The organism is Paenibacillus sp. H1-7 (genome assembly GCF_022354825.1).
GTDB lineage: Bacteria > Bacillota > Bacilli > Paenibacillales > NBRC-103111 > Paenibacillus_S.
The window spans coordinates 5579333-5592865 of record NZ_CP031168.1 but is presented as its reverse complement, the minus strand read 5'-3'; the positions used below and the strand labels follow the sequence as shown (position 1 = coordinate 5592865).

The following is a 13533-nucleotide window of genomic DNA, read 5'->3' as shown; positions in this document are numbered from 1 at the left end:
GGAGTCATACATGAGTTTAATTCAGGAAATTACTAAGGAACAACTTCGTTCTGATTTGCCAAGCTTTCGTCCGGGTGATACGGTGAAAGTTCACGTAAAAGTTATCGAGGGTTCCCGTGAGCGTATCCAGCTGTTCGAGGGTGTTGTAATCAAACGCCGCGGCGGCGGAATCAGCGAAACTTTCACAGTAAGAAAAATTTCTTACGGTGTTGGCGTTGAAAGAACGTTCCCAGTACATTCGCCGAAGATTGACAAGCTTGAGGTGGCTCGCCGTGGTAAAGTTCGTCGCGCGAAGCTATACTACTTGCGTGGTCTTCGCGGTAAAGCGGCAAGAATTCAAGAAATTCGTTAAGACGAAAACAAACGGGGGCTTGTTTAGCAAGCTCCTTTTCGTTTTTTTTGCAAAGGTTTCTCGAATCCGAAATTTCGTAATGGAAAGGGCAGGTCTTTATGGAGCAGGAACATACCGCTGACAAACCGAATGCGCTCAAAAACGAAGCATGGGAATGGGTAAAAGCGCTGCTCATCGCCGCGATACTCGTCTTTTTTATACGCTGGTTGATTTTTGCTCCGTTTATTGTCGACGGACCGTCCATGGAGCCAAATTTCTATACCAAGGAGCGGTTGATCGTCAACAAGATCATCTACTCGTTCCGAAAGCCTGAACGGGGTGAGGTCGTCGTATTTCACGCCACGAAAGACAAAGATTACATAAAACGGGTTATCGCGCTTCCCGGTGAGAAGATTAGAGTGGAAGGCGATAAAGTGTACGTAAACAATAAGGTGCTGGACGAGCCGTATTTGAAGGAAGCTCTGGATGAGGCGGCCAAAAACGGGATACCTTATAATTCGAGAAACATGAATAACGAGCAAACGGTTCCGGATGGAATGGTGTTTGTTATGGGTGACAATCGTTCCAACAGCCAGGATAGCAGGGATATCGGTCCTGTCAAGTACGAGCAGATCGTCGGCCGCGCCGATTTGATTTTTTGGCCGTTCGATAAGATCAGCCTGGTTCATTTCTAGTAAATTACGTTGTTGAAAAGAAGTTGAGGTGACCGTATGACGATTCAATGGTTTCCAGGTCACATGACGCGAGCGCGCCGTCAAATCGAGGATAAGCTGAAGCTGATTGATGTCGTAATCGAGCTGCTGGATGCTCGCATTCCGCTATCCAGCAGAAATCCGATGATTGATGAAATATTGCAAAACAAGCCTCGCCTTGTACTGCTGAACAAAAACGATTTGGCGGATCCTGCCGTAACGGCTAAGTGGGTCGCTTATTTTGCGGATCATGGGCTGGATGCACTGCCGGTTGACGCAGCGAACGGGAATCAAATGAAGGAAATTATGGCGCGGTGCAAGCAGCTGATGGCTGCCAAGTTCGAAGCACAGCAGCGCAAGGGCATTAAGAATCCTAGAGCCATCCGGGCGCTGATCGTCGGCATTCCCAACGTCGGCAAATCGACTTTGATCAACCGTTTGGCCGGACGCAAAATCGCGGCAACCGGAGACAAGCCCGGCGTAACCAAAGGCCAGCAGTGGATTAAAGTGGGAACCGAGATGGAGCTGCTCGATACTCCCGGGATATTGTGGCCGAAATTCGAAGATCAGCAGGTCGGAATGCGGCTTGCCGCAACAGGCGCCATCAAAGAGGAAATTTTATATCCCGAGGATATTGCGTTCCACACGATGCGCTACATGATCGCCCATTACGGGGCATCATTGCAGGAGCGATTCGGTATTGAGAAGCTGCCGGACGACCCGGACAATAACGATGCCGTTATTGAAGTCATGGAGGCGGTAGGGCGTAAAAGAGGCGCTCTGATGAGTGGTGGACGGGTAGATCTCGAGAAAACGTCCCTGACGATTTTGCGCGAGCTGAGAGCGGGGAAAATGGGGAGAGTCAGCCTGGAAACGCCGGAGGATATCCCGCAAGATCCGTTATAAGTTGAAGTCACTCGATTAGGGTGGCTTTTTCTTTTTTTTTACCATATAGGATAGTGTAAGCCCGGCAAAGCGATTGAGAGCCCGGCAGTATCCGGCTAGCGGGCTTTCTAGTATAATGAACTTTATGAATTACATGAGAGAAGGGAATACGTCATCATGCTATTGGATCATGAGCAATCCCTCTGGGATCAAGGAGTCGAGTTTATTGCCGGGGTCGATGAAGTGGGGAGAGGCTGCTTGTTCGGCGATGTCGTCGCAGCCGCCGTTATTTTGCCCCGAGGGCTTGTATTGGAAGAAGTGAACGACTCCAAAAAGCTGAGCCACAAAAAAAGAGAAGAATTGTATGAGCTTATACATAAGGAAGCAATAGCAATTGGCGTCGGCATCGTCGATGTGAAAACGATCGATACGATCAATATTAAACAGGCGGCGCGGCTTGCGATGAAGCAGGCGGTGCAGCAGCTGAAGCCTCAGGCGGATTATTTGCTGGTGGACGCGGAGAAAGTGGACGTGGAGCTTCCGCAAATGGCGCTCATCCATGGAGATGCGTTGAGCCAGTCGATCGCCGCCGCCTCGATCATTGCCAAAGTAACCCGAGACCGAATGTGTCTGCATTGGGATGTGGAGTTTCCCGAATACGGCATCGCCGCGCATAAAGGCTACGCAACCAAGCAGCACCGCGAGATGATCCTCGAATACGGAGCTACCCCGATGCACAGACAATCGTTTCTGAAAAATATTTTGGTGCAGCAGGAGCAGCTGGAGCTGTTCTAAAGGCCTATTCGTTTCGTTTCCATATGAAATTATCATCCCTTTTTACCGATATATAAGGTAAGTTTACATATTGATTGATAGCGATTGGAGGGGGCGGCCCGTGAATATAAGTGGAATTATCAAAGGCTTCCTCGGCGACGCCAAGCCGTCCGAACCGAAGACGCTGGAGCTGAAGACCGGCGAAGTCGTCAAAGGCATGGTCGTGCAGCAGCTGTCCGAGCAGGAAGCAATCCTCAATATCGGCGGCGTGCAGGTCCGGGCGAAGCTCGAAACGCCGCTTAAGCAAGGTGAAGTCACGATGCTGCAGGTGCAGCCGGAGACGGCTTCAGGGCAAATCGTGCTAAAGCCGCTGGACGCGTCGGGCGTCAAAATTGCCGACGGCTCTTTGACGGATTTAATGAAAAACTTAGGCTTGCCGGACACGACATCCAATCGGCAGCTGATTCAGGCGATGCATCAGGCGGGCATCCCGCTGTCCAAAGAGAATGTCCAAGCCTTCGTGAAGCTAATGGCACAAATGCCTCCAGGGACGGCGCAGGAGCAGTGGATGCCATCGGCGGTCCTGGCTTTCCAGAAAGGAATTCCCCTTACGCCGGAAACGGTAAATGCCGTAAGAATGGCCGTATCCGGTCCGGCATTTCATGAGACGCTGCAGCAGCTTGAGGCCCAATTAACCAAGCTGGCGGATCAGGAGCCTGCTCTATCGTCATCTACACGTTCGATGATCGATACGTTGAAGCAAGTCGTCGCATCGCTGAAAGAAGCTTCCGCTCCGATCGCAGCACCTCTCTCTGGGCCCGCTGAAGGCGAAATGACAGGCGGAACGGCGCAAGGTGCAGGCCGCCCTGCATCCGCATTGTTAGCGCCCTCAGGAAGCGTTACAGCGCCTCTGGTAGCGGACGGAACCGCCGTATCGTCCAATGGAAACGGTGCAGCGCCTGAAACGGCGTTTGCCGGAAGGATAGCGGCGGCTGCTTCAGGCGTGCAGAGTGGCGCAGGAACTGCTGTAGGGGAGGCGCTTAACGGAGCTGACGATCAAGCCAGCGCAGCCGGGCATCCTCGGGCGGCGCAGCTTCAAGGCGGTGCAGCTGTCCAGGACGGCGATGTGCCGGGACAGGAACGGCCGGCCTCTGCGTCGGCCAAGCCTGCTGCCGGGCAGGAAGCGCCTCAGCACGCTTCGGCTGCGTCGGCGCCTTCCGCACCGGCACCGGCTGCGGCTTCAGCTGCTCCGGTGCCTGCAGCATCGTCCGCAGGGATGGCCGGACAAGCAGCGGCAGCTGCAGCGACGGCGGGTGAGCAGCTTCTGGGTGAAGCTCAAGCAGCCCCGGCTATTTCCGGCGCAGCCGCCAAAGAAAAGGCTGCCGAGACTGCCGCTGGCGTTCGTCCGGCGGCAGCCGAAACCGCCGTCAGCCAGGACGAAGCGGCAGGCCGTTCAGGAGCTCCGGCACGCAGCGGTGCGGAGAGCTCCGCCCAGCGCGGTGCCGGTACCGCCGAGCATTGGATTCCGAAGCTCATGAAAGCTATCGGGGTGGAGCATGAGCATCAGCTTTTCAAATTGCCTGATCTGGATACTTCTGACGGCCCGATCCGTCTAGACGGAATGTCCAAAGATGCATTGCTGCTGCAAGCATCATCCAACGAGCAGCTGAAGCCGGCCGACTCGTTGAAAAGCGTGCTCATGCAGCTCGCTCAAGCAAATGACATTCCTCCAGCGATGAAGGAGTCGGTCCAACAGGCCATCCAGCAAATTACCGGTCAGCAGCTTATGCTGAATTCGGATAAAACGTCCATGTTTTCGCACATTACGATGTTTGTGCCTTTGCTGAACGGCAACGGGGAGCAGACCGCCGCCATCCACATCCAATCCCGCAAAGGAAAGCGCGGAGAGATCGATGCCCGCAATTGCAGGCTCGTCTTTGATTTGCGGATGTCAGCGTTGGGGGATACCATGGTCGATGTTAAGGTCGTGGATCGTATCGTAAGCCTGCATGTGCACAACGATCAGCCGTTTCTGCAGGAGCTGCTGGAATCGTACCGCGATGAAATCGCCCAAGGCATAGCCGGTATCGGCTACCAGTTTATTTCCTTAAAGTACAGCCCTTATCCGGAAAAATTGCAGGGAGCCACAGAAGCGGTGAGTGCACAGGACACGGGAATACCGGGGGCATTGCAAGCAATTTATGGAAATAAACCATATAAGGGAATGGATGTTCGCGTATGAGCAATGAGTACTTCAAGCAAGCGGACAAAGGAAGCGAACCGGTTCCGAATCCCATCAAAAAGGCGGTTGCCCTTAAGTATTTGCCGGATGAGGCCAAGGCACCTGTACTCGTAGCGAAAGGCAAAGGGCATATTGCAGAAGAAATTTTGAAAAAGGCAAAGGAAAACGGCGTTCCGGTTCAGGAGGATTCTTCTTTGGTTGAGGTGCTGTCCAAGCTGGACCTCGATCAGGAAATTCCTCAGGAGCTGTACCAGCTTGTTGCCGAAATATTAAGCTTTATTTACCGATCGGATCAACGGGCAAAGGAATTCGGGAGGGGCCTACATGACCGTTAAAGGGATAAGCCGCAAGCAGCTCGGGGCGCTAGGGGAGCAATATGCCTTCGAGTATTTGCGGCAGCAGGGGTATAGGGTGATCCAAAGAAATTGGCGCTGCCGTACGGGCGAAATCGATTTAATTGCGTGGGATGGACCGCTGCTGGTGTTTGTCGAAGTAAGGACGAGAACCGGCGGAAGCGGCCAATTCGGCTCTCCTCAGGAGTCCGTAGATTACAGAAAGCAGCTGCAGGTGATGGAGACCGCGCAAGTCTACGCCCATACCCACCAGCTGCAGCATCAAATGCGCTTCGACGTCGTATCGGTAATTACCGATAAAGAAGGAAACCAACAGTCGTTGGATCATATTATGAACGCATTCTGAAGGAAGAACAGCTTCCTCAGGTGCGTTTTTTGCTTTAGACAGGCGTCTTCTTGTCCAGACAGCGATATTGCAGCGCCTCCGCTAGATGGGAGGCATTCAGCTGCTGCGAGCCCTCCAAATCGGCGATTGTGCGCGCAATTTTCAATATCCGGTCGTAGGCGCGGACGCTTAATCCGAGTACTTCAAACGATTTTCTGAGCATGGCTTCCGCTTCCGGCATAAGGTTGCAATGCGTTCTTAGCAGCTTGCCGTACAGCTCGCCATTGAACATGATGCCGGTATCGCGGTACCGGTTAAGCTGAATCTGCCGGGCTTTATCAACCTGCTCCTTCATGGCTTCGGAAGAAAGCTGGGGCAGCGATTCAATGATCTGCCCGTAGTCAATTCGGGGCACTTCTATCTGCAGATCGATCCGGTCCAGCAGCGGTCCCGATATTTTAGCGCGGTAGTGCTCGATTTTGAGCGGGCTGCAGGTGCAAGGATGTGATGCCGACTCCGAGCCATAATATCCGCAAGGACAAGGGTTCATCGACGAAGCGAGGATGAAATGGGCTGGAAAACGGTATACGGCTCTAGCCCGGCCTATCGTGACATGGCGATCCTCCAGCGGCTGGCGCAGCACCTCCAGCACAGCGCGGGAAAACTCGGGCAGCTCGTCGAGAAACAGCACGCCCCGATGGGCGAGGCTGATTTCTCCCGGCTTCGGGATCGTACCGCCGCCGACCAAGCCAGCGGCCGAGATCGTATGGTGCGGCATGCGAAACGGCCGTTCCTGGATGAGGCTGCTGCGGTCGGCAAATTTACCGGAAGCACTGTAAATTTTGGTGACATCAAGTGCTTCCTGTTCCGACATATCCGGAAGTATGGACGGAAGCCGCTTGGCGAGCATCGTCTTGCCGGTTCCCGGCGGGCCGAGCAGCAGGATATTGTGCATCCCTGCGGCACAGATCATTAAAGCCCGCTTGGCGTGCAGCTGCCCGTACACATCGCTGAAATTATCGCCTTGCCTTGGGGCGTACATGGTATCGGAGCCAGCCGGCGAAGACGACAACGACCTGCTGCACCTAAACAGCGAATCGGTCCCTGCCTTCAAGTCGGCTATATGGTCGATTGAACCAAGCTCCATTCCCGTTACAAGCGAAGCTTCCCGTGCGTTAGGACTGGGCACGATCGCACGGAGGATGCCGTTCTCCCTGGCGGTTGCCAGCATGGAGAGCACCCCGGGAACCGGACGAACGGACCCGTCCAGAGCCAGTTCTCCTAGGATAATCGTCCCTTCGGACCGTTCGAGCTGCAGCTGCCCGCTCGTTTGCAGGATTCCTGCTGCAATTGCCAAGTCAAACGCAGCGCCCTCTTTACGAATATCGGCGGGAGCCAAGTTCACCGTTATGCGCTGCAGCGGAAATTGGAAGCCGCAGTTTTTAATCGCAGCGCGCACCCGTTCCATCGATTCTTTAATCGCGCTGTCGGGCAATCCGACAATGCTCATGTGAGGCAAGCCGTTGCTCAGATCCACCTCTACTTCGACGAGCTTCCCATCTACTCCATGCAAGCAAGCGCTCATAACTTTTCCGTACATAACAAAAATACACCTTCCCCTCAGGATCATTCGTCCTTCGGCAAAAGGTGCTTCCTTATTGTCCGACTTTTTGTTAGGGATATTGTACAGCCTGCGGCAAAATTTCGCAATGGTTCCATTGCCAAAGCGGATAAACCATTCAAGAAATGGTTATAAAAGTAAGGGGGTGAAAACGATGCAGGAAAAACCTTACTTCTGTCCCAATTGCCGCTCCAATCGAATCAAGTTCAGTATCATCTCGAGCTATTCGCAGCGCTTTCTGAAGGATGCCATTTCCGGCTCTATTACGGAGGTAAACGATGCGCAGCAAATTCAAGACTCGGAGCCGATGATTCAATGTCTCGTTTGCAACTTTACGGGAAATGAAATGCGGTTTGTCAAGCAGGCCGAACGGGAGCCTCGCTCGATGACGCCAACGAATCCAACCTATATGTAGTGCATGAATGCTTTAACCTGAACGCATTTTTTCTGAGAGGAAAAGGTGCGTTTTTTGTTTGCTTTCTATTTCCTTGGGAATGATATAATACGGGAAATTTTTCAGAGGCATAAAAAAGTTTGATTGAAAAATGTAAGGTTTGACGTAAAAACTAAGGAAACTGTCGAAAAAAAGTGGTACAATAATGAAGGTTTTGTTGAGTTTTGCAAAGCCAAGCAGGAATTACAATGCATCATATCGAACTTTTCTTCGTTTGATGCGGGGCTCAGCGGTTCAGTCCGCTGTTTAGCTCTGGTCCATATAGAAAGCTATCACTGATAGGAGGATTTTGCTAAATGAATATTCATGAGTACCAAGGCAAAGAAGTGCTGAAACAGTATGGTGTTGCCGTTCCTGAAGGAAAAGTAGCTTTTACGGTGGATGAAGCGGTAGAAGCTGCAAAACAGCTCGGAACTTCCGTAGTTGTTGTTAAGGCGCAAATCCATGCAGGCGGACGCGGTAAAGCAGGCGGCGTTAAAGTAGCTAAAAACCTGGACGAAGTCCGCACTTATGCCGAGCAAATTTTGGGCAAAGTTCTTGTTACTCATCAAACGGGTCCTGAAGGTAAAGAAGTAAAGCGCCTGCTTATCGAGCAAGGCTGCGATATTAAGAAAGAATACTATGTCGGCGTAGTCGTTGACCGCGCAACCGGCCGTGTCGTTATGATGGCTTCCGAAGAAGGCGGTACGGAAATCGAGGAAGTTGCAGCTCATACGCCAGAGAAAATTTTCAAAGAAGTGGTAGACCCTGCTGTAGGCCTGCAAGCATTCCAAGCTCGCAAACTGGCTTACGCTATCAACATCCCGACTGAATTGGTAAACAAAGCCGTTAAATTCATGATGGCTCTCTATACTGCATTCGTTGACAAAGATTGCTCGATTGCCGAAATCAACCCGTTGGTTGTAACAGGCGGCGGCGACGTTATGGCTTTGGATGCGAAATTGAACTTCGACTCCAACGCATTGTACCGTCACAAAGACATCCAAGCGCTTCGCGACCTTGATGAAGAAGACGAGAAGGAAATCCAAGCGTCCAAATTCGACCTGAGCTACATAGCGCTTGACGGCAACATCGGTTGCATGGTTAACGGCGCAGGCCTTGCTATGGCCACTATGGATATTATCAAATATTACGGCGGCGACCCTGCCAACTTCCTTGATGTAGGGGGCGGCGCTACAAAAGAGAAAGTTACCGAAGCTTTCAAAATCATCCTTTCCGATGATGCGGTTAAAGGTATTTTCGTTAACATTTTCGGCGGCATCATGAAGTGCGACGTTATTGCTGAAGGTGTCATTGCTGCGGCAAAAGAACTCGGCTTGACTCGTCCGTTGGTTGTTCGTCTTGAAGGCACGAACGTTGAGCTCGGCAAGAAAATGTTGAACGAGTCCGGCTTGAACATCGTAGCTGCGGATTCCATGGCTGACGGCGCGCAAAAAATCGTTGCTCTTGTTAAGTAAGCTGCGCGCTTTCTAGTAACGTATCATCTTCTTCAAATAATTCAAGGGATGTGAACTATACAAATGAGTATTTTGGTTAATAAAAATACAAAGGTTATCACACAAGGTATTACAGGTTCCGTAGGTATGTTCCACACGAAAGGCGGTCTTGACTACGGTACGCAAATGGTTGGCGGCGTAACTCCAGGTAAAGGCGGCACTAACGTCGATATCACTTTGGAAAACGGCGAAACCGTATCTCTTCCGGTATTCAACACCGTTGTTGAAGCCAAAGCGGCTACCGGAGCAACAGTATCCGTAATCTACGTTCCGCCTGCATTCGCAGCCGATGCGATCATGGAAGCGGTAGACGCTGAGATGGAGCTTGCTATTTGTATCACTGAAGGTATTCCTGTATTGGACATGGTTAATGTTGCCCGTTACATGGAAGGCAAGAAAACCCGCTTGATCGGACCTAACTGCCCTGGCGTTATTACTCCAGGCGAGTGCAAAATCGGCATCATGCCGGGCTACATTCATACTCCAGGCCATGTAGGCGTTGTTTCCCGAAGCGGAACATTGACTTACGAAGCGGTTCACCAGCTGACTACCCGCAACATCGGACAATCGTCCGCAGTAGGTATCGGCGGCGACCCTGTTAAAGGCTCCGAGTTCATCGATATCCTCAAATTGTTCAATGATGATCCGGATACTTACGCAGTTATCATGATCGGTGAAATCGGCGGAACAGCGGAAGAAGAAGCAGCTGAATGGATCGCAGCCAACATGAAGAAGCCGGTTGTAGGCTTTATCGGCGGCCAAACGGCGCCTCCAGGAAAACGTATGGGCCACGCAGGCGCTATTATTTCCGGCGGCAAAGGTACTGCAGCAGAGAAAGTGGCTACTATGGAACGCTGCGGTATTAAAGTAGCTCCAACACCTTCCGAAATGGGCTCCACGCTCGTTAGCGTTTTGGAAGAAAAAGGACTTTTGGAAAAGTGCATCACTAAAAAATAATAATAAGTTCCTACAGGCAAGCAGCCTTCTATTCCCGTTCGGGAGTGGAAGGCTTTTCTTTTTTTCAGAGGTCAAATGAGCAAAAGTTGTTCTCAATGAAGGAGTGATATATACTATATGGACGATAGAACCATTTTAATCGCGTTACATCATATAGAAGGAATCGGTTGGAAGACGATTCGCAGGATCATGGACCGGGTACGAACGCTGGCGGATATCGCCTCATTCCAACTGCAGGATTGGCTGAATGTGGGGCTGCCGTTATCCCGAGCCGAACTGCTTCATGCAGCCGTGAAGAAAATGAGCTCCGACGGAACCGGCAAGCTGCTGGAAACGTACCGAGATAAAGAAATCGGCATCGTCACCGTCTTCGACGAACGATACCCTTCTTTATTGAAGCAAACCGCCGAGCCTCCATGGGTCATGTACTATCGGGGACGGCCGGAGCTCATGAGCCGGCTTTGCATTGGGGTTGTCGGAACGCGAACACCAACGGCTTATGGACGTAATGTCGCCGAACAGCTGTCGAAGTCGCTTTCAGCGGCTCATGCTTGCATCGTCAGCGGTTTGGCGAGGGGAATTGACAGCGCTGCCCATATAGGAGCCTTGTGCGGGGCTGGGAGCACGATAGCCGTGTTAGGCTGCAGCATCGATCAAGTATACCCGCCGGAAAATAAATCACTGTACCAGCAAATTTCCAGCCAAGGGCTGATCTTGAGCGAATATCCTCTGCATACGAAATCCCATCCCGGCTTATTTCCTCAAAGAAATCGCATAATCGCAGGACTCAGTGCAGGAATCGTTGTCATTGAAGCCGCTTTAAAAAGCGGATCCCTTATTACGGCGGATCAGGCTCTGGAGGAATCGCGGGATGTATATGCCGTTCCGGGCCCCATCCATTCGATCAAAAGCCAAGGAGCGTTGTCATTGATCAAGCAGGGCGCCAAGCTGGTCACGTGTGCGGAAGACATACTAGAAGAGTACCCTCATTGGATATCATTGGACCGTTTGACACACATTAAGACAGAGACGGTGAAGCTGCCACCGCTGTCACCGGACGAACAAATGATCGTAGACCTGCTCGGCGATCAGCCGCATACCGTCGATGAGCTGATGGCCAAAAGTCAATTTACCTTTGGACATTTGCATTCAGTTCTGTTAAATTTACTAATGACTAAACGAGTGGTACAATTGCCAGGTTCTGTATACACATTAAGTTAACCCGTACAAATATAAATACTTTTTAAATGAAGGGGGAAGGACGCCTATGGCAGATTCGCTAGTCATTGTGGAGTCACCCGCAAAAGCAAAAACCATCGGTAAATATTTAGGCAGCAAATTTATTGTCAAGGCATCCATGGGTCATATCCGTGATCTTCCGAAAAGCCAAATCGGCGTGGAGATAAAGAAAAATTTTGAGCCGAAATATATTACGATCCGCGGAAAAGGCTCCGTGCTTAAAGAGCTGAAGGATGCGCGCAAGAAAGTAAAAAAAGTTTATCTGGCGGCTGACCCGGATCGCGAAGGGGAAGCGATTGCCTGGCATCTGGCTCATTATCTCGAGCTTAACGAGACGGAAGCTTGCCGTGTCGTCTTTAACGAGATTACGAAGCAAGCGGTTAAGGACGCTTTTAAAACACCGCGCAAAATCAATATCGATTTGGTCAATGCGCAGCAGGCCCGCCGAATTTTGGACCGGCTTGTCGGATATAAGATCAGTCCGCTGCTGTGGAAAAAGGTGAAGAAGGGCTTGTCCGCAGGACGGGTGCAATCAGTAGCCGTCAAGTTGATCTATGACCGGGAGAACGAAATCAAAATGTTCGTTCCCGAGGAGTACTGGTCCGTTACAGCGAAGCTGTTAGCGGGTTCGTCCGAGTTCGAAGCCAAATTTCACAGCTTGAACGGGGACAAGAAAGAACTGAAGAATGAGCAGGAAGTCAACGAAATCCTGGCAGGCATCGAGAAAGCCGATTTCGTTGTTTCCGAAGTGAAAGAGAAGGAGCGGCAGCGCAATCCGTCCCCGCCTTTCATTACAAGCTCTTTGCAGCAGGAGGCGGCGAGGAAGCTGAACTTCCGCGCTTCCAAAACCATGTCCGTCGCACAGCAGCTATATGAGGGCATTGACTTGGGGAGCGAAGGAACGGTAGGCTTAATCACATATATGCGTACCGACTCCACGAGGATCTCCCCGGTTGCTCAAGAGGAAGCTCGCGAGTACATCGTGCAAAAATACGGCCCGGATTTTTATCCGGAAACGCCGCGGGTTTACGTGAAAAAAGCGGCAAACGCCCAAGATGCGCATGAAGCGATTCGGCCGAGCTCGGTTCTGCGCGAGCCGGATCAACTGAAGGAATATTTGAGCCGCGATCAGCTGAGACTGTATAAGCTCATTTGGGAGCGGTTCGTTTCAAGCCAGATGGCATCCGCTGTGCTCGATACGATGACCGTAGATCTTGCCGCGGGCGATACCGTATTTCGTGCCGTCGGCTCGAAGATGAAATTCCCGGGCTTTATGAAGGTTTACGTCGAAGGCAACGACGACGGTACCACCGAAGAAGATAAGCTGCTCCCGCCGCTTAAACAAGGTGATAAAGTCAAGAAGAAACAGATCGATCCGAAGCAGCATTTCACGCAGCCGCCTCCGCGCTATACGGAAGCAAGACTCGTCCGGGCTTTGGAGGAAATGGGCATCGGCCGTCCAAGTACGTATGCGCCGACGCTTGAAACGATTCAACGCCGCGGTTACGTCGCCATCGAGGAAAAGAAATTCGTCCCTACCGAGCTAGGCGAGCTGGTAATCCAGCAGATGATAGAATTTTTCCCCGAGATTCTGGATGTAGAGTTTACCGCTCATATGGAAGAAGAGCTCGACCATGTGGAGGAAGGCAAAGAAGATTGGGTGAAAGTGCTGAGCTCTTTCTATGAATCGCTGGAGAAGCGTCTCGAAGTAGCCGAGGAAGAGATGGAGAAGATCGAAATTCAGGATGAAGTGTCCGATGAAATCTGTGAAAAATGCGGACGCCATCTTGTATATAAAATGGGCCGGTTCGGCAAGTTCCTTGCTTGCTCGGGCTTCCCGGATTGCCGCAATACGAAGCCGATCGTCAAGGATATCGGGGTGACCTGTCCGAGCTGTAAGGAAGGGAAGATCATCGAGCGCCGAAGCAAGAAAGGGCGTGTGTTTTACGGCTGCGACCGCTACCCGGAATGCGAATTCGTATCTTGGGATAAGCCGGTGGACCATCCTTGCCCGAAATGCGGAGCGATGCTGATCGAGAAGCGGAACAAGAACGGTCTGTTCCACCAGTGCACGCAGTGCGATTTCAAGGACGAAGTCCAAGAGAAAGAATAGGTTAAGTTTACGTTTCAGGAGGTTAACATC

The 13533-nt window shown here is 51.6% G+C and carries 13 protein-coding genes; 12 read left to right on the top strand and 1 reads right to left on the bottom strand.

Going from position 1 to position 13533, the window contains the following annotated elements:
- The first annotated feature begins 10 nt into the window (after positions 1 to 10).
- The 7 genes from rplS (at position 11) to DVH26_RS24540 (ending at position 5644) form a co-directional block, all read left to right on the top strand.
- Positions 11 to 352, top strand: a complete 342-nt coding sequence (gene rplS / locus DVH26_RS24570) for a 50S ribosomal protein L19 (protein WP_239626480.1) — start codon at positions 11 to 13, stop codon at positions 350 to 352.
- A 98-nt stretch (positions 353 to 450) separates the two neighbouring features.
- Positions 451 to 1026: a signal peptidase I gene (lepB, locus tag DVH26_RS24565; RefSeq protein WP_239626477.1), complete on the top strand. Its 576-nt coding sequence runs from the start codon at positions 451 to 453 to the stop codon at positions 1024 to 1026.
- Between the two features lie 36 nt (positions 1027 to 1062).
- Positions 1063 to 1950: a ribosome biogenesis GTPase YlqF gene (ylqF, locus tag DVH26_RS24560; protein ID WP_239626475.1), complete on the top strand. Its 888-nt coding sequence runs from the start codon at positions 1063 to 1065 to the stop codon at positions 1948 to 1950.
- A 156-nt stretch (positions 1951 to 2106) separates the two neighbouring features.
- Entirely contained in the window at positions 2107 to 2724 is a 618-nt protein-coding gene (locus DVH26_RS24555; protein ID WP_239626472.1) for a ribonuclease HII, read from the top strand.
- 100 nt (positions 2725 to 2824) lie between these two features.
- On the top strand, positions 2825 to 4945 hold the full coding sequence (locus DVH26_RS24550; RefSeq protein ID WP_239626469.1) for a hypothetical protein: 2121 nt from the start codon (positions 2825 to 2827) through the stop codon (positions 4943 to 4945).
- A complete protein-coding gene (locus tag DVH26_RS24545) occupies positions 4942 to 5280 on the top strand; it encodes an EscU/YscU/HrcU family type III secretion system export apparatus switch protein (protein WP_239626467.1) in 339 nt (112 codons plus the stop codon). The genes DVH26_RS24550 and DVH26_RS24545 overlap by 4 nt, the downstream gene beginning before the upstream one ends.
- Positions 5270 to 5644: a YraN family protein gene (locus DVH26_RS24540; RefSeq protein WP_239626465.1), complete on the top strand. Its 375-nt coding sequence runs from the start codon at positions 5270 to 5272 to the stop codon at positions 5642 to 5644. The genes DVH26_RS24545 and DVH26_RS24540 overlap by 11 nt, the downstream gene beginning before the upstream one ends.
- Positions 5645 to 5678: 34 nt before the next feature.
- On the opposite strand, the gene DVH26_RS24535 is transcribed toward DVH26_RS24540, so the two are convergent.
- The gene (locus DVH26_RS24535; protein WP_239626463.1) at positions 5679 to 7223 is read right to left on the bottom strand and encodes a YifB family Mg chelatase-like AAA ATPase; all 1545 of its coding nucleotides are present in this window, start codon (positions 7221 to 7223) and stop codon (positions 5679 to 5681) included.
- Between the two features lie 175 nt (positions 7224 to 7398).
- Here DVH26_RS24535 and DVH26_RS24530 point away from each other — a divergent pair, with 175 nt between their 5' ends.
- The 5 genes from DVH26_RS24530 to topA all read left to right on the top strand — a co-directional run bounded on the left by DVH26_RS24530 (position 7399) and on the right by topA (position 13503).
- Positions 7399 to 7659: a hypothetical protein gene (locus tag DVH26_RS24530; protein ID WP_239626461.1), complete on the top strand. Its 261-nt coding sequence runs from the start codon at positions 7399 to 7401 to the stop codon at positions 7657 to 7659.
- Between the two features lie 335 nt (positions 7660 to 7994).
- Positions 7995 to 9155, top strand: a complete 1161-nt coding sequence (gene sucC, locus DVH26_RS24525; RefSeq protein ID WP_239626459.1) for an ADP-forming succinate--CoA ligase subunit beta — start codon at positions 7995 to 7997, stop codon at positions 9153 to 9155.
- A 63-nt stretch (positions 9156 to 9218) separates the two neighbouring features.
- Entirely contained in the window at positions 9219 to 10151 is a 933-nt protein-coding gene (gene sucD / locus DVH26_RS24520; RefSeq protein WP_239626457.1) for a succinate--CoA ligase subunit alpha, read from the top strand.
- Positions 10152 to 10268: 117 nt separating this feature from the next.
- Entirely contained in the window at positions 10269 to 11372 is a 1104-nt protein-coding gene (dprA, locus tag DVH26_RS24515) for a DNA-processing protein DprA (RefSeq protein ID WP_239626455.1), read from the top strand.
- 46 nt (positions 11373 to 11418) lie between these two features.
- A complete protein-coding gene (topA, locus tag DVH26_RS24510; RefSeq protein ID WP_239626453.1) occupies positions 11419 to 13503 on the top strand; it encodes a type I DNA topoisomerase in 2085 nt (694 codons plus the stop codon).
- Positions 13504 to 13533: the final 30 nt, after the last annotated feature.

Excerpts from the sequence above, each read along its gene's own strand:
- rplS (WP_239626480.1), top strand. The coding sequence starts at position 11 with ATGAGTTTAATTCAGGAAATTACTAAGGAACAACTTCGTTCTGATTTG.
- lepB (WP_239626477.1), top strand. The coding sequence starts at position 451 with ATGGAGCAGGAACATACCGCTGACAAACCGAATGCGCTCAAAAACGAA.
- ylqF (WP_239626475.1), top strand. The coding sequence starts at position 1,063 with ATGACGATTCAATGGTTTCCAGGTCACATGACGCGAGCGCGCCGTCAA.
- DVH26_RS24555 (WP_239626472.1), top strand. The coding sequence starts at position 2,107 with ATGCTATTGGATCATGAGCAATCCCTCTGGGATCAAGGAGTCGAGTTT.
- DVH26_RS24545 (WP_239626467.1), top strand. The coding sequence starts at position 4,942 with ATGAGCAATGAGTACTTCAAGCAAGCGGACAAAGGAAGCGAACCGGTT.
- DVH26_RS24540 (WP_239626465.1), top strand. The coding sequence starts at position 5,270 with ATGACCGTTAAAGGGATAAGCCGCAAGCAGCTCGGGGCGCTAGGGGAG.
- DVH26_RS24535 (WP_239626463.1), bottom strand. The coding sequence starts at position 7,223 with ATGTACGGAAAAGTTATGAGCGCTTGCTTGCATGGAGTAGATGGGAAG.
- DVH26_RS24530 (WP_239626461.1), top strand. The coding sequence starts at position 7,399 with ATGCAGGAAAAACCTTACTTCTGTCCCAATTGCCGCTCCAATCGAATC.
- sucC (WP_239626459.1), top strand. The coding sequence starts at position 7,995 with ATGAATATTCATGAGTACCAAGGCAAAGAAGTGCTGAAACAGTATGGT.
- sucD (WP_239626457.1), top strand. The coding sequence starts at position 9,219 with ATGAGTATTTTGGTTAATAAAAATACAAAGGTTATCACACAAGGTATT.
- dprA (WP_239626455.1), top strand. The coding sequence starts at position 10,269 with ATGGACGATAGAACCATTTTAATCGCGTTACATCATATAGAAGGAATC.
- topA (WP_239626453.1), top strand. The coding sequence starts at position 11,419 with ATGGCAGATTCGCTAGTCATTGTGGAGTCACCCGCAAAAGCAAAAACC.